20 protein-coding genes and 1 other annotated feature are annotated in these 24,924 nt (G+C 38.3%); of the genes, 1 reads left to right on the top strand and 19 read right to left on the bottom strand.

What is annotated here, in order from left to right:
• Position 1 precedes the first annotated feature (1 nt).
• The 6 genes from L0P31_RS01370 to L0P31_RS01345 form a co-directional block, all read right to left on the bottom strand.
• Positions 2 to 484 carry a VanZ family protein gene (locus tag L0P31_RS01370; RefSeq protein ID WP_238095437.1) on the bottom strand — a complete coding sequence of 161 codons (483 nt, stop codon included), beginning with the start codon at positions 482 to 484 and terminating at the stop codon, positions 2 to 4.
• A complete protein-coding gene (rlmN, locus tag L0P31_RS01365; protein ID WP_238095435.1) occupies positions 484 to 1,569 on the bottom strand; it encodes a dual-specificity RNA methyltransferase RlmN in 1,086 nt (361 codons plus the stop codon). The genes L0P31_RS01370 and rlmN overlap by 1 nt, the downstream gene beginning before the upstream one ends.
• A gap of 20 nt (positions 1,570 to 1,589) precedes the next feature.
• A complete protein-coding gene (locus tag L0P31_RS01360; protein ID WP_049493404.1) occupies positions 1,590 to 2,120 on the bottom strand; it encodes a YutD family protein in 531 nt (176 codons plus the stop codon).
• Between the two features lie 156 nt (positions 2,121 to 2,276).
• A complete protein-coding gene (gene sodA / locus L0P31_RS01355; protein WP_000974733.1) occupies positions 2,277 to 2,882 on the bottom strand; it encodes a superoxide dismutase SodA in 606 nt (201 codons plus the stop codon).
• 375 nt (positions 2,883 to 3,257) lie between these two features.
• Positions 3,258 to 4,295 (bottom strand): DNA polymerase III subunit delta, encoded by a 1,038-nt coding sequence (holA, locus tag L0P31_RS01350; RefSeq protein ID WP_023946402.1) that lies wholly within the window; start codon positions 4,293 to 4,295, stop codon positions 3,258 to 3,260.
• A gap of 33 nt (positions 4,296 to 4,328) precedes the next feature.
• A complete protein-coding gene (locus L0P31_RS01345) occupies positions 4,329 to 5,264 on the bottom strand; it encodes a dihydroorotate oxidase (RefSeq protein ID WP_238095433.1) in 936 nt (311 codons plus the stop codon).
• A 223-nt stretch (positions 5,265 to 5,487) separates the two neighbouring features.
• On the opposite strand from L0P31_RS01345, the gene gdhA reads away from it, so the two are divergent.
• Entirely contained in the window at positions 5,488 to 6,834 is a 1,347-nt protein-coding gene (gene gdhA / locus L0P31_RS01340; RefSeq protein ID WP_238095431.1) for an NADP-specific glutamate dehydrogenase, read from the top strand.
• Between the two features lie 290 nt (positions 6,835 to 7,124).
• On the opposite strand, the gene L0P31_RS01335 is transcribed toward gdhA, so the two are convergent.
• From L0P31_RS01335 to L0P31_RS01275, 13 genes are all read right to left on the bottom strand, one after another.
• Entirely contained in the window at positions 7,125 to 10,703 is a 3,579-nt protein-coding gene (locus tag L0P31_RS01335; RefSeq protein WP_238095429.1) for an ATP-binding protein, read from the bottom strand.
• A 222-nt stretch (positions 10,704 to 10,925) separates the two neighbouring features.
• Positions 10,926 to 11,294, bottom strand: coding sequence for a 50S ribosomal protein L7/L12 (rplL, locus tag L0P31_RS01330; protein WP_048716072.1), 369 nt, complete (start codon positions 11,292 to 11,294; stop codon positions 10,926 to 10,928).
• Between the two features lie 73 nt (positions 11,295 to 11,367).
• On the bottom strand, positions 11,368 to 11,868 hold the full coding sequence (gene rplJ, locus L0P31_RS01325) for a 50S ribosomal protein L10 (protein ID WP_001287281.1): 501 nt from the start codon (positions 11,866 to 11,868) through the stop codon (positions 11,368 to 11,370).
• Positions 11,869 to 11,906: 38 nt separating this feature from the next.
• Positions 11,907 to 12,042, bottom strand: a sequence feature (ribosomal protein L10 leader region).
• 76 nt (positions 12,043 to 12,118) lie between these two features.
• Entirely contained in the window at positions 12,119 to 13,378 is a 1,260-nt protein-coding gene (locus tag L0P31_RS01320) for a TRZ/ATZ family protein (protein WP_049499645.1), read from the bottom strand.
• Between the two features lie 114 nt (positions 13,379 to 13,492).
• Positions 13,493 to 15,241 (bottom strand): ABC transporter ATP-binding protein, encoded by a 1,749-nt coding sequence (locus L0P31_RS01315; RefSeq protein WP_238095427.1) that lies wholly within the window; start codon positions 15,239 to 15,241, stop codon positions 13,493 to 13,495.
• 1 nt (position 15,242) lies between these two features.
• The gene (locus L0P31_RS01310) at positions 15,243 to 16,967 is read right to left on the bottom strand and encodes an ABC transporter ATP-binding protein (RefSeq protein ID WP_238095425.1); all 1,725 of its coding nucleotides are present in this window, start codon (positions 16,965 to 16,967) and stop codon (positions 15,243 to 15,245) included.
• 60 nt (positions 16,968 to 17,027) lie between these two features.
• Positions 17,028 to 17,966, bottom strand: coding sequence for a peptide-methionine (R)-S-oxide reductase MsrB (gene msrB, locus L0P31_RS01305; protein WP_238095423.1), 939 nt, complete (start codon positions 17,964 to 17,966; stop codon positions 17,028 to 17,030).
• A 98-nt stretch (positions 17,967 to 18,064) separates the two neighbouring features.
• Positions 18,065 to 18,934, bottom strand: a complete 870-nt coding sequence (thrB, locus tag L0P31_RS01300) for a homoserine kinase (protein WP_238095421.1) — start codon at positions 18,932 to 18,934, stop codon at positions 18,065 to 18,067.
• Position 18,935: 1 nt separating this feature from the next.
• Positions 18,936 to 20,222, bottom strand: a complete 1,287-nt coding sequence (locus L0P31_RS01295; protein ID WP_238095419.1) for a homoserine dehydrogenase — start codon at positions 20,220 to 20,222, stop codon at positions 18,936 to 18,938.
• A 151-nt stretch (positions 20,223 to 20,373) separates the two neighbouring features.
• Positions 20,374 to 21,111: an adaptor protein MecA gene (gene mecA, locus L0P31_RS01290; protein ID WP_000782684.1), complete on the bottom strand. Its 738-nt coding sequence runs from the start codon at positions 21,109 to 21,111 to the stop codon at positions 20,374 to 20,376.
• Positions 21,112 to 21,425: 314 nt separating this feature from the next.
• A complete protein-coding gene (gene tarQ / locus L0P31_RS01285) occupies positions 21,426 to 22,460 on the bottom strand; it encodes a teichoic acid biosynthesis protein TarQ (protein ID WP_049516095.1) in 1,035 nt (344 codons plus the stop codon).
• Positions 22,453 to 23,922 (bottom strand): O-antigen polysaccharide polymerase Wzy family protein, encoded by a 1,470-nt coding sequence (locus L0P31_RS01280; RefSeq protein ID WP_023946373.1) that lies wholly within the window; start codon positions 23,920 to 23,922, stop codon positions 22,453 to 22,455. The genes tarQ and L0P31_RS01280 overlap by 8 nt, the downstream gene beginning before the upstream one ends.
• 15 nt (positions 23,923 to 23,937) lie before the next feature.
• The gene (locus L0P31_RS01275; RefSeq protein WP_049516093.1) at positions 23,938 to 24,924 is read right to left on the bottom strand and encodes a glycosyltransferase family 2 protein; all 987 of its coding nucleotides are present in this window, start codon (positions 24,922 to 24,924) and stop codon (positions 23,938 to 23,940) included.

Below are 24,924 nucleotides of genomic sequence, written 5' to 3'. Positions count from 1 at the left end.
TTTAATTCCTTATCTTGTTTTTATGTAATTGTTTATAGAGAAGCCAAGACAGATAGCCACCCAAGGTATTGGTCCACAAATCATCAATCTCAAAGACGCGATTAAAATCAAAGAAAAAATCTAAGACTAACTGCGTACACTCAATTCCTAGGCTTATAAGAAAACTGAAAAAGATCACTTTTCTTGTCTTACGCAAATTTGGAAGGAGATAAAGGAGTTGGAAAATCAGAGGAAAAAGTAAGAAGACATTGAGGATATTTTGTAGAAAAAGCCAACATAATTGTCCTATGTCACTCACCTCACCCAGTTTCCAGAGAGAATTGAAAGGAGTCAAAAGAAAAACCAGGCGTCCAAGATGCTGAATACCTGGAGTTTCCACCCCCACGGGAGAATGTTCTTGAGGAGTAAAGCAAAAATAGACGATACAAATGCTATAGAGAATGACTCCCCAGACCAAAATATGATTATAAGTCTTCTTCATCATTAAGGATTGACTGCTGCGACTGCTTTCTGGCGATCACGTTTCATTGTATTGGAACGCAATTGTCCACAAGCTGCATCAATATCAGTACCATGCTCTTGACGAACAACACAGTTAACCCCTTTTTTCTTAAGCGTATCATAAAAGGCAAGGACGCGCTCTTTGGGACTACGGCTATATTGGTCATGTTCACTAACTGGGTTATAAGGAATCAAGTTTACATAAGACAATTTCTTGATGTTCTTGAGCAATTCAGCCAATTCCAAGGCTTGTTCTACACCATCATTAACTTCATTGAGCATGATATATTCAAAAGTTACACGACGGTTTGTTGTTTCGATATAATACTCAATAGCAGCAAAGAGTTTTTCAATTGGAAAGGCACGGTTAATCTTCATGATGCTTGAACGCAACTCATTGTTGGGTGCGTGAAGAGAAACGGCAAGATTGACCTGAACTCCTTCATTAGCAAAATCACGAATTTTATGGGCCAAACCTGAGGTTGAAACCGTAATGTGACGAGCACCGATAGCCATTCCCTTGTCATCATTTATGGTACGAACGAAATTCAAGACATTGTTGTAGTTATCAAAGGGTTCACCGATTCCCATGACAACGATATGGCTGACGCGTTCATCCTGACCACGCTCATCAAAGTATTTCTGAACCAGCATGATTTGCGCTACGATTTCACCGTTATTGAGGTCACGTTGTTTCTTAACCAAACCAGAGGCACAGAAGGTACAACCGATATTACAGCCGACCTGAGTGGTCACACAGACAGATAAACCGTAGTGTTGACGCATGAGTACTGTCTCAATCAGCATTCCATCTGGCAATTCAAAAAGATATTTAACTGTCCCATCAGCAGACTCTTGAACGATACGTTGTTTCAAGGGATTGACCACAAACTGGTCATTAAGCTTAGCAATCAAATCCTTGGAAAGGTTGGTCATCTCTTCAAATGATTGGACACGTTTACGGTAGAGCCATTCCCAGATTTGATCTGCACGGAATTTCTTTTCTCCCTGCTCCAAAACCCATTCCTGCATGGTTTGGCGTGTTAAACTATAAATTGACGGTTTCATTTCTTCTCCTTATTCTCTACTCACTTCTGACGAATGACAAAATGACGTTGTCCCTTGTCCTCTTTCTGAGAATGCTGGTCTTTCTGACGACGTCTATTTTTCTTATCTGCATTCGGTTTTCGTTTTGTTTGAGTCGGTTTCTTTCCTTTTCTAGAAGGCTGTTCTTCTTCCTTCTTACGCATTTTCTTGTCAAATGATGCTCGCTTAGGGGCTTCATTTTCTAGGACAAAATAGGCACAACCATAACTACAATACTCTAAAAGGTAGTCTTGTAAACGACTGATTTTTTCAAGTTTTTCTTCTGTTCGGTCATCCTTGTAAAAACCTCGTAGGCGAAGCTGTTCGTTGCTCCAGTCTCCCACTATATAATCAAACTTGGTTAAGACTTCTGAAAAGCGCTGATTAAAAGCCGTCACATCAAAGGCATCCTTGATATTTTCCACCAAGGAAAAAGCTATCCCTTCCGTTTCAACCTTGTCCCCGTGTAAATGGAACTCAGGACCAGGAAACTTGTTATAGTTGTATAATTCAGGTGCAATTTCTTTTCGCATAGATATCCTTTTTCCACGATTACTTAATACTTTATTCTACCATAATTTCTAGCAGTTAGCACGTTTCTCATAAAAATGAAAAAAGTCTGACGATTTTGTCAGACCAAAATAATATAACCTTAAAAAGAGAAGAACAATTCTTCCCTCCAACTATCATTATTTAGCAGCTGCGTACAATTCATCTACTTTATTCCAGTTGATCACTGAGAAGAAAGCTTTGATGTAGTCAGGACGCACGTTGCGGTATTTCACATAGTAAGCATGTTCCCAAACGTCCAAGCCCAAGATTGGTTTTTTACCTTCTGAGATTGGTGTGTCTTGGTTTGCTGTTGAAGTCACTTCAAGTTTCCCTTCTTTGTTGACAACCAACCATGCCCATCCTGAACCGAAACGAGTTGTTGCTGCTGCAGTGAAGGCTGCTTGGAATTCTTCGAATGAACCAAATGTTGCATCGATTGCTGCTGCAAGTTCTGCTGATGGAGCTGTTTTTTCAGGAGTCATCAATTCCCAGAAAAGAGCGTGGTTCAAGTGTCCACCACCATTGTTGATAAGCGCTTGACGGATATCAGCTGGGATTGATTCTACATCAGCAAGCAAAGCTTCAAGGTCTTCACCGATTTCAGGGTGTTTTTCTAGAGCTGCATTAGCATTGTTGACATAAGTTTGATGGTGTTTGTCATGGTGCAAGTGCATTGTTTCCGCATCGATGTATGGTTCCAAAGCGTCGTATGCATATGGAAGATCTGGTAAGATAATAGCCATCTGTAATACCTCTTTTTCTTTCTATATGAAAATGATAACGCAAACATTCACTTTTTTCAAGTTTTTTGCTTATAGATGAAGAAATCACTGAAATACTTTCTAATAAAACTCTTCGAAAATCAAATTTAAACCTCGTCAACGTCGCCTTGCCGTAGGTATAGTTACTGACTTCGTCAGTTTCATCCGCAACCTCAAAAACATGTTTTGAGCTGACTTCGTCAGTCTTATTTACAACCTCAAAGCAGTGCTTTGAGCAACCTGCGGCTAGTTTCCTAGTTTGCTCTTTGATTTTCATTGAGTATAAAATAAGCAAATCAGCAAGAAACCCACGACAAGATAATCCTGACGCGGGTTAAAAAAATTTTTCAGATAGGATTAATTTACCTGACTAGCAATCTGCAAGAGTGCCTTTTCAAAAAGGAAACTCTTTTCATAAAGACCTGTCTTAATCTGATAGTCTGTCTCAATCAAATAAGAAATAGCTTGCTTCAAAAAGCTCAAGGAAAGTCCTCGTGAATCCCTCAGCGCAAACTTGATTTGATAGGGATTAGGATTGCGTCCGAGAAAACTTCCTAGACTACTTGCAATCTGCGATTCTGTTTGCCCAGACTCCGACAAAATTTTCACCTGAGTAAAAGTCCGAAATTGTCCTAGCATGACTGCAATCAACTTGATTTCATCTTCACCTTGCAAGGTCAAATCTCTAACCAAATCGCGCGCCTGGTCCATCTTTTTAGTCAGAATAAACTGAGTTAAATCAAAAATATTGTCCTGCAAGGTCTTGGGAATTGCGTTAACAATATCCTCTTCCTCGATAACAGAGTCTTCCTTATAGGACTGTAAAAAGAGGAGATTTTTCTGGATTTCGCTAAATTGAAAACCAGATTTGATAAGTAGATTTTCAAAGGATTGCCCCACAAACTGCAGGCCTTGTTTCTGACTCCACTTTTGGAAATACTGGCGCAATTCTTGTTCTTTGGCTTCTACTGCATCAAAAACCTTGGCATCACGCTTAAGTAATTTGACCAACCGTCTCTTGCTATCCAGTTTTCCTTCCGCAAAGATCAACAACTTGGTTGTTGGCGAAGGGTTATCAAGGTATTCCTCAAACGACTTGAGCTCATCATCTGTTAAAAAGCGTTTCTTGGCTGTTGTGATATCGACAAAATGGTCTAATATCACGATTTTCTCATCCGCAAAGAAAGGGAGACTGACCAACTCCAACTCTAAGTCTTTATAAGCTACTTCTTTCATATCAAAGTAGGCAAAATTGAGGTCGGCAGAATCATACCCAATCTGTTTCAACACTTGACTCTTCATCACTTCAAACTGGCCCTGATCTGTCCCTGTAAACAGGCTCAGGTTAGGTAAATTTGATAAAGTCAACTTCTGGCTTTCTTCAATAGCTAGCATCTTCTCTCCTTTCTTCTGATTTTTCGATTTAATTTAGTCAATGTAGCGCAATTTCCCACGGAAATCTTCTAGGCTCTCGTACCCTTTTTCCTCCATGATTGCTTTCAGTTCATTGGTAACGCGTTCGAAGGCACCAACACCTTCTTTGTGAAGGGTGGTTCCCACCTGTACCATACTAGCACCACAGAGGATATGTTCAAAGGCATCACGACCAGTCAGAACGCCACCTGTTCCGATGATTTGGATTTGAGGATTGAGACGTTGGTAGAAGGCATGAACATTGGCAAGAGCAGTCGGTTTGATGTATTCTCCACCAATCCCACCGAAACCATTCTTTGGTCGAATAACGACAGACTCATCTTCTATATAAAGGCCATTACCGATAGAGTTAACGCAGTTGACAAACTTGAGCGGATATTTATTGAAAATAGCTGCCGCTTGGTCAAAGTGAACAATATCAAAATAAGGTGGGAGCTTAATTCCAAGAGGTTTGGTAAAGTAGGCAAATACCTCTGACAAAATCCGGTCTGTTGTCTCAAAATCATAGGCAATCTGAGGTTTACCTGGAACATTTGGACAAGAAAGGTTTAGCTCAGTCAGACCACGAAAGTCACTCCCTTGGACTTTTTTCAAAATAGTATGAGTTTCCTCTGGAGACATTCCAACTAGGGAAAGGAAGAAAGTTCGGTTTGGCTCTTTTTCCTGCAAATCCAAAAGATAGTCCAAATAATAGTCTAAGCCATTATTTGGCAAGCCCATAGAGTTGATGGAACCAAGTGGAACATCTTGGTAGCGTGGCTCAGGATTTCCCTGACGAAAGTCCAAGGTCGCTGTCTTAGTGACAAAGGTTCCTGCCACTGAGTTTTTAACTCCTTCCAGCTCCTCTATCGTCATGCAAGCCACACCTGCTGCATTCATCAAACAATTTTCAAACTCAAAACCAGCAATTTGTGTTTTCGTTGATACCATGATTCTGATCCTCCAGATTCCTTTTATTGCTAATATTATACCATATTTTCACATTTTCTCTTTGAGAAAGATATTTCAAAGAAAAAGGTTCGTATTTTATGAATAAAGAAAAATCTGGAACTAAATTGATAGAATTTTTAGAAAATTTTTGTTTTTCTCTTTACAGTTAAAAAAAATTCTGCTATAATGACACATAATTAAATTAGAATTTAAGGAGAACGATATGACATCTGCTAAAGATTATATCCAAAGCGTGTTTGAAACTGTAAAAGCTCGTAACGGGCACGAGGCTGAATTCCTCCAAGCTGTTGAAGAATTTTTCAACACTTTGGAACCTGTATTTGAAAAACACCCTGAGTATATCGAAGAAAATATCTTGGCACGTATTACTGAGCCAGAGCGCGTGATTTCTTTCCGTGTTCCTTGGGTTGACCGTGATGGAAAAATTCAAGTAAACCGTGGTTACCGTGTTCAATTCAACTCAGCTGTTGGACCATACAAAGGCGGACTTCGTTTCCATCCAACTGTTAACCAAGGGATTTTGAAATTCCTCGGATTTGAACAAATCTTCAAAAACGTCTTGACTGGACTTCCAATCGGTGGAGGTAAAGGTGGATCAGACTTCGATCCTAAAGGTAAAACAGATGCTGAAGTGATGCGCTTCTGCCAAAGCTTCATGACTGAATTGCAAAAACACATCGGACCATCACTTGACGTACCTGCTGGTGATATCGGTGTTGGTGGACGTGAAATTGGTTACCTTTACGGTCAATACAAACGCCTTAACCAATTTGATGCTGGTGTCTTGACTGGTAAACCTCTTGGATTTGGTGGTAGCTTGATTCGTCCAGAAGCAACTGGTTACGGTTTGGTTTACTACACTGAAGAAATGCTTAAAGCTAACGGCAACAGCTTTGCTGGTAAGAAAGTTGTTATCTCAGGTTCTGGTAACGTAGCTCAATACGCTCTTCAAAAAGCAACTGAACTTGGTGCAACTGTTATCTCTGTCTCTGACTCAAATGGTTATGTCATCGATGAAAATGGTATTGACTTCGATCTTTTAGTAGATGTTAAAGAAAAACGTCGTGCTCGTTTGACTGAGTATGCCGCTGAAAAAGCAACTGCAAGCTACCACGAAGGTTCTGTATGGACTTACGCTGGAAACTATGACATTGCGCTTCCATGTGCTACTCAAAACGAAATCAACGGTGAAGCAGCTCAACGTTTGGTTGCTCAAGGAGTTATCTGTGTATCTGAAGGTGCCAACATGCCAAGTGACCTTGATGCCATCAAAGTTTACAAAGAAAATGGTATCTTCTACGGACCTGCCAAAGCTGCCAACGCTGGTGGTGTAGCCGTTTCAGCCCTTGAAATGAGCCAAAATAGCCTTCGCCTCTCATGGACTCGTGAAGAAGTTGATGGACGTCTCAAAGACATCATGACAAACATCTTCAACACAGCTAAAACAACTTCAGAAACATACGGTCTTGATAAAGACTACCTTGCAGGAGCTAACATTGCGGCCTTTGAAAATGTAGCAAATGCTATGATTGCACAAGGCGTGGTATAAAAAAACAAATTACGGAAACTGACTACCCAGACGGGTAGCCAGTTTTTTCAATTCCTAAAATTTAAGATTCTAATATCCTTTATGCAAAAATATAGAATTCTACCTTTTTCTTTATATAGGCTAATGTTTTTAATATATTTATTGTCTATTTTTGAAAAGACAATAAAACTACTCTACTATAGATTATCATTTCCCACAATTCATAACTCAAACCTAATATTTTGTTATAAAACAGTAGATTTTATTTATTATATCTGGCACCTTAAAAAGTAAGAAATATAAATTAAAATTTAAAACTCTTTTTCCAATTCTCTTTCAATAGCTTTTCGCTTGCAATCAATTAGTTTATTCAAGTACAGTAGCAAGTTAATGTAGTCTATATCAGTTTCAAATATCTTTTTAATTCTTTCTAGGAGTTCTTTTTCTAATTCCAACACTGGAACATGACTACCAGTATAAAAATGTGAATAGGGAGTAAAATGTATTTCTTGGAATGAATTCTTACCAAATCCTTTAGCTCTGAGAAGATTAAATAGTATTAGTTTTTGATTGTTGTTTTCTAAAAATTCTACACCTAGATTGACCAATCTAATTGCAGATTGCTCATTATTTGTTTCCTCCAGTATTTCTAATATGATCTGACTGTCATTTTTTATAATATCATCAATCATATTGTTGTAGTAGTAATACGGCCTATTTATTGCAAAACGGATAAACTTTTTATAAATTTCTTTCTTATCTCTAAATTCATTTATAGAATGTAATACCATGTATTCTGAATTAGAATGACCTATTCTCAATTCATCAATTTTCTTCAAGACTTCTACCGAAAAATTAACATCTTTTTCACCTAATTTTTGAAAAAGATTATAGCTGTGATTCTGACAATTTTCTAAATTTATTAAATACCAAAACTTCAACTCTTTTACTCCAATTAGATTTATTAATTTTGGCACCTCTTCTTCTCTTATAAAATCAGAAATAACAAAATTTGTATTCCCAGCTTTTTGTATTAACAACTCTTTTAAACTAGGATCTTTCAAAATCAATCTCTCAAAATTTAAAATTGTAAAATAACATGGTAAAGAATTAGCTTCTAGAATACTCTTTAATGTTTGTATATCTTCATTTTTAACGTTTTCAAGTTGTGTTAAATAAGCAAGTTGCCATTCATATTTTTCTGATTCTGGAGAGGAAGCAATAACAGACTGCATTGAACTTTCCTCAATATTTTCTAAAAAACTAATCGGATTCCTATTTACAAAATGATAGTTTGATTTAAACATATAATTTAGAAATTTAATCTTTTTATCATTTTTTGATAGTAAAAACATATTGAATAGTACTAGCTCAATGTTATTGTCATTCATAAATAAGCTATGTTTGAATTGATTTGCAAAATTAAAAATTTTAAGCCAAACATTTGAATAGCTATTTGCAATTTGTTGTAGTTTAATTTCAGCAGCATCATAAAACCAAGCATGGTTAGGATTTGTTAAATTATTATATATTTTTTGTCTGTCAGAAATTATATAATCATCAAAAACAATCGGTAAGTTTTCTTTCACTTCAGCTTTATGCAAAGCATAAACTATTTTTTCTCCAATCATAGATAAGTTTTTAATGTCATTAAAAAATAATTTCCTAATATTTCTCAAATCTCCAAGGATAGTATTACGATGACTTTCTGAATAGGTCAAAATTTTTCTTCTGTAATCATATAGCATTTTCTCAATATAAAATCTAGTTTCACAACTCCCTATATTATACAAATTCGCTAAAAGTTTTAGTATACTTCTATGATACTGTTTTAATTTTTCACTATCCGGGACTTTATAGCGCCCAAAAGTAAATGTCTCTTCATGAGCTTCTGTTCTTTCGATTTCAATTTTAAGATACTGCTTCAAAATTGTCACGATTAATTCTTGGTTATAACTTTTTGTCAAATCAAGATTAGCAAGTTCAGAAATGGTATTTTCAGCCAAGGTATAATCAATATATTCTCTTTCTGTAACCAACCCGTAGTTTGCTTCAAGAATACTATAAACCTCAGAAATTTTATTAGGATTTTTATCAAAGTACTTTAACAATAATTGGAGAATTTGACTACAATATTTTGTCCGTGTAGTTACAAATACAATATTTAAAACTGAATCCTCAATAGATTCCTTTTTATCCTTCTGATTAATAAAATTAGTCTTTGTATAAGCCTGAGACTCTATATTATCAATTTTATTTTTAACGTGTGAAATTGCTTCTAAAGGAAGTAATACTCCAAATTGTATTAAAAACTTTTCTTTAAGTTCATAACTTTCAAAATTACTTTCATTGTAATAATATGATTTAACTGCATCAGAAACGCTTTCTACATCACTCTCTTTCCTAATAAAATTGGAACATTGATTTAGTATTTGAACAACTCTTTGATCGTTTACTGGATATAACTCATGTAAAATTTCTAAAATTGATATTTTCTTGTTAATTAAAAACTTGATAACTATATAATCATCTAATGATTGATCTGCTATCTTTACAATTTTGTCGTTATAAATATTACACAACTCTCTCTCGTGAAGCTTCTCCACTGCACTCTTAAAGTCAGTATTTGTTATATCAGTTATTTTTAGTAATTTTTTGAATTCCTGGTTCTCTTCTAAACTTTCCAGCCTAATCTTTTTTAAGTAAGATAAAATAAATAAAGTCTTTTGTTCTGCATAAATAATGTTATTTTTATTTAAAATTTCTTCATAGTAATCTTTTAAAATATCAGTCTCGTCATTAAAATTAGTCAAATTCCGAGAGCTAGATAACTTCGCTGCAATGACTGCAATACGCGGATTGCTTTTAGATATCGTTTTTATATGTTCAATTTCTTTATTGGTGAAATCGTTTCGAGAGAATTGATTGAGTAATTCCTTAAAATTATCATCTTTTATAAGTTCTGGCTCAATATTATTGTACCCATAAACTTTAACATTATTGATTACATCTTTTTTAGCATAATCACGTACCGTAAGAATAAACCGAATATTACTAGTCGTGTTCAGTAGCCCAAGTGTAGAAATATAATTTTGTGTAGTATTAACATCATCAATAAAAACAATATTTTCTTTGTGTAAATTTAGATTGCGTTTTACATCTTGGTAAATATCCTGATTATTGCTCTTGACACAAATAATGTTATATTTATTTCGGTCAAGCAAAGAGCAAATTTCAATTGCAAATCTAGTTTTCCCTGTTCCAGGCTTAGCAGATATTAAGAAGATTCGTTTTTCACTTGATTTAATGGTATTTATAATTTCACTTACATCTCCAATATAGTCATTTGATATAGGTGCATTAGTTTTACTCTCATCATGAATTCTTATGAAGTCATTGATAGACCAAACTTGCTCTGTAGATTCACTGATTGATAGATACTCCTTTGCTAAATATTGAAAATCTATCTTTGTAAGATCATTAGCAATTTCATTAATTCCAATCAATTTTAGCTGATAAGGTTCAGCCATTTTTTCTAGATCTTCTTTTTGTTTAATTGTTATATTTGAAGAAGTATGACAACAAATAAGCCTCCCAACTTTATCTTCAGCAATATTTTCCTCTAAAATTTTTTTCTTAACTGACTGAATGTCTCCTTCTAATTTAGATATTACAGACTTATGGGTGCCATACATAATATAAACATATTTACCATCTTCGTCAGCGTAAGAATCTGGGATCCCTTTAGTTGTTTTATCTGTTCCTTCCTGTGAGCCTAATGAAACAATATTAAAATTGTATTTTCTACTTAGGTACGCGTCACCTAGTTTTTGAAACTTCCCTCCCTCTAGCTCTTTAATATGTTGCTCAATTTTATTTCTTAAACTCATTATAAAAACCTTTCCAGATAAGTATTTCAACATAATTATATCACACTAGTCAAAACCATAAGGTATAGTTTAATTAACAAACTCTTGTACTACATTAATTTAGAGTAGTAAACCAATTATACAAAAATTATTGCTTTCCTGAACAACTATATAAAAAGAAAACCGCTACTCTTACGAATAGCGGTTTAATCATATTTTTAAGCTACTAATGTAGTCGCTCTATTATTTAAGAGTAACTGAAGCTCCAGCTTCTTCCAATTTAGCTTTAAGTTCTTCAGCTTCTGCAGCTGCAACACCTTCTTTGATGACACCTGGTGCACCGTCAACAAGTTCTTTAGCTTCTTTAAGACCAAGACCTGTGATTTCACGTACAACTTTGATAACGCCAACTTTTTTGTCGCCTGCAGATGTCAATTCAACGTCGAATGAATCTTTAGCAGCACCAGCGTCAGCAGCACCAGCTGCAGCAACAGCTACAGGAGCAGCTGCAGTTACACCAAATTCTTCTTCGATAGCTTTTACAAGGTCGTTCAATTCAAGGATTGAAGCTTCTTTAATTTCAGCAATAATGTTTTCAATGTTCAATGCCATTGTTATTTCCTCCAAATAAGTTTTTAAATTTATAATATTTTTTTGTAGCTAGGCTACGCTGCGTAGCTTAAGATTAAGCTGCGTCTTCTTTGTTGTCTGCAACCGCTTTGACTGCAAGAGCAACGTTGCGCACTGGCGCTTGAAGTACAGAAAGGAGCATAGAAAGAAGTCCTTCGCGGTTTGGAAGAGTTGCAAGAGCAAGAATCTCTTCTTTAGATGCGACAGCGCCTTCGATTGCACCACCTTTGATTTCAAGTGCTTCAGCGTCTTTAGCAAAATCGTTCAAGATTTTCGCTGGTGCGATAACATCTTCGTTAGAAAATGCTACTGCAGATGGTCCAACAAATACTGATGCAAGTTCTTCAAGACCAGCTTTTTCAGCTGCACGACGCAAGATTGAGTTTTTAATAACTTTATACTCAACTTCGCTTCCACGAAGCTCACGACGAAGAACTGTATCTTGCTCAACTGTCAAACCACGAGCGTCAACAACGACGATAGATGCAGCAGCTTTCATTTTTTCAGCTACTACGTCAACTAGTTCCGCTTTTTTAGCAATAATTGCTTCACTCATTAGTGTGTCCACCTCCGTAATTATTTTGCTTGGGGAATTTTTCCAAAAGAAAAACGCGCCCAAACCTAGACACGAAAGTACAATACGCTTCTTTTTACATGATACGTTTTGTCCTCGGTAGGATACTTATGAGTCGAGCTCCCCTACTGTCTTAGGCAGTTTTTTCAAACCGTATATAAGTATAGCATAGTCAAAAAAAGAATGCAAGATTTTTGCAAACTTTTTTTAAAATTTTTTCGTGATTTTTCTTCTAAAGTTCTACTGTCAGGACTTGACCTTGCTTAACAACCTGTTCTCCAGCAATATAAACATCATCAACATCACTGGATTTGACTGCATAGACAAGATGAGAGAGCATATTTGCCTGAGGTTGGAGATGAATTTTCCCTTGTGGTTGAATAACGAGAAAATCTGCCTCTTTACCAACTTCCAGACTTCCTATCTGATTTTCCATCCCTAGGACCTTAGCTCCTTCGATTGTCAGAGCCTTGAGAGCTGTTTCGATAGGAAATTGGCTGGCATCTCCACTTTTCATCTTCTGAAGAAGGGCTGCAGTCCTTCCTTCCTCAAACATATCCAGATTGTTATTGGAAGCAACCGAGTCCGTCGCAATTCCAACTGTAACTCCTGCTTTTTGAAGTTGGATGATTGGAGCGATTCCTGATGCCAGTTTGAGGTTACTGATAGGATTGTGGGCAATAGACACTTGAGAAGTTGCCAAGCATTCAATTTCTCTCTCGTTTAATTCGACCCCGTGAGCAAAGACGGACGGATGATCTAAGTAACCCAGTTCTTCTAGAAAAGTAAGGGGGCGTTTTCCGTAGCGTTTCAGGATAATGCCAGATTCCTCCTTGGTCTCCGCCACATGGATATGGATTGGAATATTCAGTTCTTTTGCCATATCTAAGCTTTCTGCCAGCAAGTCTCTACTACAGCTATAGGGAGAATGTGGGGCTACCATCACCTTGAAATTTGGATTTTTATATCCAATAATTTCCTCAATGATTGCTCGAGTTCTGCTTATAGTTTCATCAGTTGTCTCCGCCTCAGAAGAAAAGAGGGTAGGTGAGAAATAACAACGCATCTTGGAATCCTTGACTGCCTGATAAACTCGCTCAATATCCACCCCATTGGGATTATACATATCATTAAAGGTTGTTGTTCCTGACTGTAGCATCTCTGTCAGAGCTTCTTTAACAGCCTTGGTAGTCATGTCAGGAGTAAACTCAGCTTCTGCTGGCCAGATATAGTCATTGAGCCATTCATGGAGATTACTGTCATCTCGGATTCCTCTCAATCCGGTCATAGCAGAATGGGTGTGACAATTGACCAAACCAGGCATAATCCAGGCTCCCTGATAGTCTATAATCTGCTCAGCTTGCTCTATAATCTCTGACTGCTCTTGACCAACATAGACGATTTGAGAATCCTTAACGGCTAAGATTCCATCTAGATAAACATGGAAATCTTTGTCACAAGTCACGATATTTACATGCTGAAAGACTTTCATTCTAGGCTCCTTTTCTATAAGACAATTTACAGTGAATAATTTTTCTAGATATTGTAACAAAAAAGTCACCCGAAGGCAACTTTTTTCGTTCATAAGATTTTAAAATAGGAAGGCTTATTCTGAGCTAAAAGCTGCAGCTTGCTGCATTTGGTAATACTTGCCCTTTCTAGTCATGAGATCCTGATGATTGCCATGCTCCACAATATCGCCATCCACCAAGACAAGAATCAAATCTGCATCCTGAATAGTTGACAAACGGTGAGCAATGATAAAGCTTGTACGCCCCTTCATGAGTTTGGCAAAGGCATCCTGTACCAGCACTTCTGTCCGCGTATCAATGGAGGACGTCGCCTCGTCTAAGATAAGAATCTTGGGAATAGCTAGAAAAACTCGGGCTATGGTCAAGAGCTGAGCCTGACCGACAGAGAGAGATTCTCCAGCATTTTCCAACTTGGTATCGTAACCCTGCGGCAACTGTTGGATGAAAAAGTCTGCATTGGCTGCTTTGGCAGCAGCAATCACTTGCTCCCGACTGGCATCAGGATTTCCAAAGGCAATATTGTCATGAATGGTCCCTTGCTTGAGCCAGGTTTCTTGGAGCACCATGCCAAACTGCTGACGTAAAGAGGCACGACTATAGTCATAAATGGATTTCCCATCCAGCAAGATATCTCCCGAGTTAATGGGATAAAAACGCATGAGGAGATTGATAAGGGTTGATTTTCCAGCACCTGTCGGACCAACAATAGCCACCTTGCTACCAGCTGGAATATCAATAGATAAATCCTTAATCAAAATCTTTTCAGGATGGTAACCAAAAGAGACATGTTTAAAGGAAATAGCTCCTTTAACTTGGTCACTGGTCAAGACTTCCTTACCAGTTTCAGCCAGCTCAGTGCTATCTAAGACAGCATAGACACGCTCTGCACAAGCTAAAGCACTTTGTAACTCAGCTAGAACTGAAGAAATATCGTTAAAGGGCTTGGTGTACTGTTGGACGTAATTCAAAAAGGTAACTAAACGCCCAATGGTCAAGGTTGACCCCATCATGATACGATAAGCTCCTACTCCAGCAAGCAGAGCGTAAATGAGCGCGTTGACAAAGCGAGTTGAAGGATTAACCGTTGATGAATAAAAGATGGCTGACTGAGAATAGCCTGCGTAATTGTTATTAGCCTCATGCAGCCTTTGGATAAACTCTTCCTGAGCATTAAAGGACTGGATAATGGTCTGCTGGCTCAACGATTCTTCAATTAATTGTGTCTGAATCCCCCTCGTCTCTGTTTGCTTCTGGAAGAGATGATAGGATCTCTTGGCAATAAAGCGTGAAATTACCATAGACAGTGGCGTCAACAGCAAGACCAAAAGAGTCATGAGGAGATGAATTTGAATCATGGCTAGAATGCTGACTAAAATCATCAAGACACCAATAAAAAATTGGTTAAATATCATGGTCAAACCAGCTGCTAACTGCTCGATGTCTGTGGTCACACGACTGACCATCTCTCCACTTCCTTGACGATCCACAAAAGCAATCGGTAACCGATGAAGCTTATGTATGATTCGCTCTCGCAAGTCTCTGGTATAAGAGAAGATTAGGCGATTATAGAGAAGAGGATTGACCCACTGTACAAGGGTATTTCCTATGACCACCAAGATCATTTGGAGAAAAATCTGCCAAAAAACTGGTGAAGAGCCCGTCACTAGGACTTGGTCGATGACCTGTCCGATTAAGATTGGTAGGTAAATCGATAAACCAACCTGGGCAATAGTTCCTAGAAAGGCTAGAAAAAGAAGGAAGGGATGACTTGCTAAATCTTTGGCCAAACGTGTGAATGTTTGATTTGCAGTTTGTCGTCTCATGCTAGTCCTCCTTTCCATGTTGGGATGCATTGATTTCTCGATAGACTTGACTGGATTTCATCAAGTCCTCGTGCTTGCCGATAGCTAGGAGCTCCCCTTTTTCCAAGAGGAGAATCTTGTCTGCCATCTGAAGCGTCGAAGTCCGTTGAGAAATCAAGATTAAACTTGTATTTGGCAGGTTTTCTCGGATAGCTTTCAAGAGCTTAGACTCAGTAATAGTGTCCAGTGCTGAGGTCGCATCATCTAGGATGAGAAACGGAGTCTGGCGCAAAACTGCTCGTGCGATGGACAGCCTTTGTTTTTGACCGCCCGAGAAATTTCGCCCTCCTGCCTCAACTATGGCATCCAAGAGTCCTTCCTTTTCACTGACAAAATCCTTTGCTTGCGCAATTTCCAAGGCCTGCCAGAGTTCTTGGTCTCTTACTTCTTGATGTAAACCTAGAGTCAAGTTGGAACGAATGGTTCCTTTAAAGAGTTCGACTTTTTGGGGCACATAGGCAATCCAAGACCGCCACTCCTCTAAATTACTAGGACTAGATCCATCTCGATAAAGGTCAATGCTCCCCTTGTCTGCTGGATAAAGTCCAAGTAAGACTTGCACCAAGCTTGATTTACCAGAACCCGTCCCTCCGATGATACCAAGGATTTGCCCTTGCTGCATATCAAAGGAAATGTCTCTCAGAGAAGGCTGGGCCGCATCAGGATAGGTAAAGGTCAATTCTTGGACTTGTAAAATCTGATTGCTGGTAACTTGCTTTTTCTCTAATTCTAAATAAATATCTTCTGGAGCCTCAGCAAAAACTTCCTCGATTCGCTTGGCAGAGATATAGGACTGATTGAGAGAATTTATCAGCATGGCGAGCTTAACCAATTCCACCAAAATTTGCAAGAGGTAGTTGATGAGGGCAATTAGGGCACCTTGACTGAGCAAACCTCCTTGAATTGAAATATAGCCCTGCCAGATGATGACGAGGAGAGTTCCATTGACAATCAGATAAGTCAGAGGGGTTAATAAACTAGACCAGAAACCCGTCTTTTCTTGCAATCTAGCATAGACTTGGTTAAGGGTTTGAAAAATCTGTAACTCTCGTTTTTCTTGACCAAAGGCACGAATGACCCGCATGCCTTGTAATTGCTGGCGCGTTTCCTGAACCAGTTGGTCCGTTTTCTTTCTGAGACTGCTGTAGAGAGGATTGACCAGTCGAGAAAGACCTACAATGACAATGGTCAAAATAACAACCATGACCAAGAACCAGAAAGTCAGTTCAGCTGAGATTCGATAGGCCATAAAAATGGCTCCAAAAACGATAATAGGCGCTCGCAAAAAGAGACGCAGGAATTGATTGATACCAGTCTGAATCTGATAGGTGTCCGAAGTCAAGCGAGTCACCAAGCTAGAAGTTGTCAGACGGTCTCTGCTATCCTTGGGCAAGGAAAGAATATGACGATAAAGGTCGTTTGTCAGTTCTTTGGCAAATCCTACCGCTGCCTTGGCTGAGTAAAACTGAGCTACCAAGGCCACTACAACGCCAATCACTGCAAAGATAAGGAGCAGACCAATCTGCATCCAGAGATGTCCTTGATTTCTCTGGGGCAAGGATTGGTCAACAATCCCAGCAATCACCATGGGAACCAAGAGCTCAAACACAGCTTCTAGTAACTTGAACAAGGGGGCTAAAATGGATTCCTTGATGTAGGGTTTAAAGTAAGATAATAGGTGTTTCATAAATCCCTTCTATTCGTATTCTGGAAATGAAGAAAGTGGGAAGCACCCACCCTCTCTATTTTATTTGTTTAAGTATGGCAGTAGATAGCCATATCCTGCTTTTTCCATCTCATCCTTGGCCACAAAGCGCAAGGAGGCAGAATTGATACAGTAACGCAGGCCACCTAACTCCCGAGGTCCATCTGTGAAAACATGACCCAAGTGAGCATTGCCTGAACGAGAACGAACCTCGATTCGCTCCATTCCATGGCTCAAGTCCTTGTAATAATGAATCAACTCCTTGGAAATCGGACGGCTAAAACTTGGCCAACCACAACCTGAGGCAAACTTATCCTTAGCAAAGAAGAGTGGCTCACCCGTCGTAATGTCTACATAAATCCCTTCTTCAAATGTTTGGTCATAGGCATTGGTAAAGGGAGCCTCTGTAGCAGCTTCTTGTGTAACACGGTAAGACTCTTCAGTTAGGCTTTCCTTTAGCACCTCTTGACTAAGTTTTTCATAGTTAGATGCGTCAATCAATGGCTGCTCAGCATCGGTCACATCGATATGACAATAACCCGAAGGATTTTTCTTGAGATAATCTTGATGGTAATCTTCAGCCAGAATGTAGTGGCGCAGTTTCTCCACTTCTACTGCAATCTTTCGCCCAAGCATGCGCTCCTGCTCCTGCACCACTGTGTAGATAGCTGGCAAATCAGCTTCATCTTGGTAATAAATTCCAGTCCGATACTGACGTCCACGGTCATTCCCTTGTTGATTGATTGATAATGGATCAATAACACGGAAATAATAAAGTAAAATCTCTCTGAGTGAAACTACCTTCTCATCGTAAATCACTTGAACCGTTTCTGCATGGTCTGTTTCCTTGAGCAACTGGTAATTGGTCGTTTCGACTTGTCCATTAGCGTAGCCGACACTGGTTGTTAATACGCCTGAAATTCGTGAAAAATACTCCTCTAGGCCCCAAAAACAACCACCTGCTAGATAAATTTCTGCCATCTTTATTTCTCCTTTATCAAGTTTTTAACTCGAATTCTTTTCAAAAAAAGGATAGGAAGCCCTCTGGTCGAAAGTTTCCCCATCCTATCTTCTATTCTTTATTTTGATTCTACACGGACACCTTTGGTATCAACTTTCAAGTCATGAAGTTTTCCTTTGAAGGGTTGCTTTTCCAATTCTGCCTTAATCGCTGGCATCTTGTCATGAGAGGCCAAGACCATAACTGTTGGCCCAGCACCAGAGAGATAAGTTGCATAGGCACCATTCTCTTTGGCTACTTGCTTAATCGTCGCAAATTCTCTCACCAAGTCCTGACGGTAACGCTCGTGGAAGAGGTCTCCCTCGATTGCTTTCCCAGCTGTCACCATGTCTCCTGCCAACAAAGCTGCAACAGCTACATTGGCGATAGAACTGGCAGCGACAGCTTCCTTGTAGGATAATTTCTTAGGCAAGACACCACGGCTATCTCGAGTGCGTAATTCATAGTTAGGAATGTAAGCTAGAAAATCACACTCTGGGAAGTCAGCCACAATAGCAGAGACTTGCCCTTCAACGGAACTTGCAATAACGAGATTACCATAAATGGCTGGAGCCACATTGTCTGGATGCCCTTCAATCTTAGTCGCCAATTGCAACTTTTCATGGTCAGATAAGTTAAGCTTGCCTAATTGGTTGGCTAGTTCAATCCCAGCTACAATAACAGAGCTAGAAGAACCCAAACCACGCGCCAATGGAACATCACTGGTCATTTTCAAGCGTCTTGGTTGCAAGTCTGGCACAATTTGCAAAGCGATTTTGAGCAAGAGATTACGCTCATCATGAGGAATCCATTTGCCAATTTGGTGTTCAATCAACCACTCATCTCGTTCTTCGCAGACCTCAATTTGAAGATACTTGGTTACAGCTACACCGACCGAGTCAAAACCTGGCCCGATATTGGCACTGGTTGCAGGTACAATAATCTTCATCTTATTCTCCTAGCACCTTGAAGGTATTCAAGAGGTCGAATTCTGAAACCTTCTTCAATTCATCTGAGACATTTTCAAGCTGGGCTTTATTAATCTTGTGTGTGATGATCACAACACGCGCCTTGTCACCATCTTTTCCATCTTGTAGGATTTGCTTGAAGGAAATATCTTGAGCATTGAAGATTTCAGCCAATTTCAAGACCTGACCTTTTGAGTCTGGAGCCAAGATTGAGAAGTAGTAGTTTGCTTTAACATCCTCAGGATTTGCCAAGACCAAGTCACGGCTGTATTCGTTGAAATCTTTACCAATGGTTCCATCATTCAAGCGACGAACGATACGGACAATATCCGCCACAACACTTGTCGCAGTTGGTTTTTGACCAGCACCTGGTCCATAGTACATAGACTCACCAATACCGATAGATTCTACAAAGACAGCGTTCATTACGCCATTCACACTGGCAAGTGGGTGTGCTTTAGGTAGGAAGGTTGGAGTTACTTCTGCAGCAATTCCTGAAGGAGTTTCCTCGATTGAACCAACCAATTTCACTACATAGCCAAGTTCTTGAGCTACAGCTACGTCTTCTGGTGTGATGTTGCGGATTCCTTTGTGGGCTACATCGTCAAATGCAACCTTCATGCCAAAGGCAAATTGGCTCAAAATCACCATCTTGTAGGCTGCATCAATCCCATCTACGTCATTTGTAGGGTCACTTTCTGCAAATCCTAGACGTTGCGCTTCGGCAAGAGCATCATCGTAAGACCAGCCTTCTTCCACCATCTTGGTCATCATGAAGTTGGAAGTTCCGTTGACCACGCCAAGCACGCGCGTGATTTTATCAGAAGCCAAGGAATTTGCCAAGGTACGAAGAATTGGAATCCCACCAGCTACTGCTGCTTCATAGTAAAGTGCTACCTTATTAGCTTTAGCGATTTCTAACAATTCTGCACCATTGACAGCCAAAAGGTCCTTGTTAGCAGTAACAACGTGTTTTCCAGCTTCCAAGGCACGAGTGATAAAGGTTTTAGCTGGTTCGATACGCCCCATCAATTCCACTACGATCGTAATGTCTTGGTCTGATAAAATGTCATCCACATTGGTTACAAAGTTAAAGTCATTCCCTGCTGCAAGCAAGCGATTCTTTTCATCTTCATCCTTGACCAATACCTTAGCAACTTCAATCTCTGAATGTGCTGATTGATTGATTTTTTCTCCATTTTCCTTTAGGAGGAAAGGCACACCACTTGCAACGGTACCAAATCCTAGTAAAGCAATTTTAACTGTCATGTTTGTCTCCTCGAAATTTTCTAATATAGCCATTATAACAGAATTTTGTGAAAATTCCTATCATAGTAATTCACTATTTCAGTCTAGAAAAGAAAAAACGAATCAAACGATTCGCTCTTCTTATAATCTAGAAATAGCTTTCCAGAAATGATTATCCGATTTTTTGCAGATTGAGCACAGCATCGTGATTCATCAAGACTTGGCCATACTCTTGCAAGACTGAACGACTGATGTCACTATCGTCTGCAAACTCGCGCATACGGGCCAAAAGCCACGCTGGATATGGACTTGGATGATTTTCAATATCCACTAGAATGGTCAAATAATAGCGCTCATTCATCTTGTAGAGTTCAGAAGTTTCCATCTCAAATGTCACTGTCTTGGCAAAAGCCACCAAATCAGCTAACTTAGCAAAAGAAAGGATGTAGTAGATGTAAGGCTCTTTCTTGCTCTCAACTTCTTGTTCAGCCTGTTCCTGCTCTTCTTCCTTGGCTTCGACTTGCTCTAGAGATTGAATCGCTTCGATATCATCCTTAGTTTTGTCCGCGATACTTTTTTCCAGGGTTTTGATAAATTCATCTGGCGACATTTGAGCCAATTCTTCCATATCTGGCAAATCCGATAAGTCTTCAAAATCTAGATTTTGGTCAATCTTTGATTTGGTTACAAAGACATCGACCTTATCAGGTTTTGGAGTCACACGGAAGCTCAACATACCTGTATCTAGGAAGCTATCAGGCATCTCTAACTCATCCAAGATGGCATAAAAGAACTCTTCTGTTTTTTCTTGAGGAACGAGAAAGTCAGCAATCTCCATTCCTCGATCCATCAAATCTTCTAAAGACATCGTGATTTTTAAAGTTGTATCACTGATTTGTTTCATTTTCATTGCTAGTAACCTCATACTTTCAGTTCTATCTATTATACTAGATTTTTACGATTTTATCAAAAGAAGGCTCCTCTGTCGGGATAGATTTTCCATAGGGTAACTTCTGTAGAAGACTCTAATACTCTTCGAAAATCTCTTCAAACCACGTCAGCTTTATCTACAACCTCAAAGTCGTTATTTGAGCAACCTGCGGCTAGCTTCCTAGTTTGCTTTTTGATTTTCATTGAGTATAAGAGAAAATTTCTGCAAACAAATAGAAAAAGCCTCCAAAATCGGCTCTTGTCCGACTTTGAAGACCTAATACATCAGAAAGCTTATAGTTTAAAGGTTGCTACACCGAGGATAGAACGATTTAAGTTTCGAAGAATTTGAAGACTTTGCTCAAATTTCTTATAACGAGTCACTCCGTACTCTTCAACAAGAAGGACTGTATCTCTTTCTAAAAGAGATGGCACATCTTGTAAATCGACAAAATGAATTCCTTTTAAAGACTCTTGATTTTGTTTCAATTTATCTAGAATAGCTTTGTTTGAGCTAACGATTGTTAATTCTTGTCCAGCATTTTTGTATGATAGAATATCTGCTAGATTAGCAATTGTTGTAATCTCTGTTACAAAATCAATTTGATACTGAGAAAAATCACCTGCTCTATTGATTGTTGGATTAAAGAGATAAATCAATACATTTCCCATCACAACCAAAATCACACAAACTACTCCAATAACAGCTAGACGAAGAATCAGATTCTTGACGTTTAATCCAAGCGCTGTCTCACCATTTGCATTCAATTCTTTAGAGTTGATGGTTTCCAATTTTTCAATTTTCACATTTGCATAAGTGTGTTTAAATTTCTCAATCAATCCATCAATTTTTTTCTCTAACAAGTCGTTGGCATCTTTACTTGGTGTCAAAATTTTCACACCAACCCCTGCATCGTCAATCATATAGTAGACGGTCAATTTTTTCCACCAATAGTCACTTGTAGAATTTTTCAAGGTTGTCTCTGTCGTATCCAATTCACTGGCAATTTTTTTCAACTCACTAGGCTCTACATCATTGAAAAGATAAGCTCCATTCAAATTACCATCAATCAATTTCCCGTAGAAATCACTATAACCACCAATTTGATGATTCAAAATCGTTTTAGCTGAATCTTCTGGAGGGGTGATTTTATAGCTGATATAAGTTGAATAACTTGTTGTGTCTTTGACAGTATTTTTATTCTTAACTGCTTTAATTGTAAATGGTACAGCAATGAGAGCAAATAAAGCGATGAGAGCTAGAATATTTGCTTTTCGTTTTTTGTATAGATTTGCAAACAAATCAGCTACTGAATAATGTTCAAACATGATTTTTTTCTCCTTTGTTTAGTAGATACTGGTTCTCTTTTGTAAGCATTTTCGCTACGAATATAATCACAAGAACAATTCCCCAGAATTGCATTGTAAATAAATTGAAGAAACTTTCTGAAAAGCTACTTCTTGGCATAAAGAATAAATTATTCAAGATGAGTAGGGACAAGGCAAATAGGATTGTTCTTGAACGATAGGCTACTTGCAGCATGGCTATAAATAACATACCTAGTAAGAGACTAAGTAGAAAGACTCCTATCATACCATAGTCGGTATACAACTCCATGATATAACTACTTCCGATACCATGTCCTTTCAAGTATTCCTTGTTCAAGACAAGATAGGATAGATTATGGGCATAACTATTACTATCAATAGCTAGTTCCACACTATTGGTTGTATGCTCAAAGGCTTTTCCTCCGAAAATGGCCCCTAAACTTCCCCTTGCAAAATAATCAATAACAGGACCAAAAGTAAAATTACGGAAATCTCGGTAAGGGAGGCTACTGTTAAATAGAAAACCTCTAGCCAAAACACCAAAACTGGTTCCTTGTTTATAGATAAAGTCAAGCAGGATATCCCAGAAACCTGTATGGGAAACTTGGACATTATCCCGTACATAATTGAGTATTCCCATCGCTAACATGAGAATAGGAGAACCTACAAAAATCGCTAACTTTTCTTTAAATCCAATCCATTTTCCCTTTTCTGTTTGCTCCCGCATAAAGTAATAAACAAAAGCAAATAGAATACTTAAAATAAAGGGATTGCGTGTCCCGATTGCCAAATGAATGGTGTTGGCTGCAATAAAGGAGACAAGCACTGCTGTTGCCTGCAATTTCTTTGGCTTGGTTGCCAAATACATACACATTGCATAGACCGTAAATGTTGATAAGATATAGGTAAAATAGGGCAGTTTACTTTCAAAATTTGCATAGTAGGCATAGTAGGAAGTCTGCAAGCGATACAAGAGTCGTTCAAATAACCGAATGAAATAGAAAGGATAGGTTAGAAGAAAAACTCCTAGCGATACAAAGCGCAACCGCTTGATGTAAACATCTTTTAGAGAACTTCCTATCTTTGATACTTGTATTTTCTTTCTAGCTATAAAATAGCGAGCTAGGAGCCCCCCTGTGGTCAATCCCAATATCGAAACCATGACGACTATAAAGGCAAAGCGATAGGCTATGGGATGATAGGTATCTAAAGCACCATCCCTAAAGTAATCAATGGTCGGCCTTGATACCAGAAATACAAAAATAGTTAAAAAGAAAATAAAATGGATTAAGTAATACTTGATATCATTCCAACAAGCAATTAAGCTACTAACCAGTAAGAACAATAAAGTAGAAAGCAAGCTAACATTGTTATTATTAAACAGATACACAATTCCACTTACTAGCGTCAAGGCATAACTGACTATGGTCAAACTAAATAATAATCGTTTTCCATCAATCACTTGCTCACCCCCGTTCTAATGTAATTTTTTAGATTTTTCAATATTTTTTAGTAATAAGAATCGGTATAAGGAAATATTTATGAATAGAGCCAAAGCACTAATTCTTCTCCCCTTACGGAAAATTGGATTCCTAGCAATAGTAAAGGCATGGCTTTTTAAAAAACGATGAATCTGAGAATAGGCTTCAAATTGTTTATACTGATCATCTAGTAACATCTTATCCAGAATAAAAAAGTAGGCATAGGCCAATCTGAAAAAAGCAACCTCTTTCAAGTCAGGATAGTTTTTCACAACTTCATTATAAAACTTTTGGTAGATATCAATATAGGCTAAATCCTTCTCTGCATAGGGTTTAGTCGTAATACTATCTCCTCTATGAAAATAGTAATAATAGGGTTTGGTATTAACCACATACTTCTTGGCCAACTTGATCAAATCAAAATGATAATAAGCATCTTCATAAATCAATCCCTTTGGAAAGGATAGGGCAGTTGCAATCTCTCTCTTGATTAGCTTATTGCAGATCGTTCCAGGTATTTTTTCACCTATGAGGTATTCCCTCAGAAATGTTTGAGAATCACAGACAAAATACTCATCCTGATTGGCTGACTGTGGGCTTTCATCATTAGCATAGACATTCATGACACCACAGCTCGAAACATCCGCATCTTCTTGAATTAATTGCTCATATAAACTCTGAATCATTTCTGGATGGATATAATCATCTGAGTCAATAAAAATCAGATAATCTCCGTGAGCCTGCTTCATTCCATTGTTTCGTGCTTGCGACAAACCTTCATTCTTTTTATGAAGCACTGACACCCTATCATCTTGTTCAGCGATTGAATCACACAAGCGACCACTTTCATCCGTTGCTCCATCATCAACAAGAATGATTTCCAGATTCTGATAGGTCTGCTCCTGAATGGAAGCTATCGATTTTTCTAGGTACTGCGCCACATTATAGACTGGCACAATGACACTAATTAATGCAGTTCCCAT

The organism is Streptococcus mitis (genome assembly GCF_022137125.1).
GTDB lineage: Bacteria > Bacillota > Bacilli > Lactobacillales > Streptococcaceae > Streptococcus > Streptococcus mitis_CE.
This window is presented reverse-complemented; position numbering and strand designations above follow the sequence as displayed.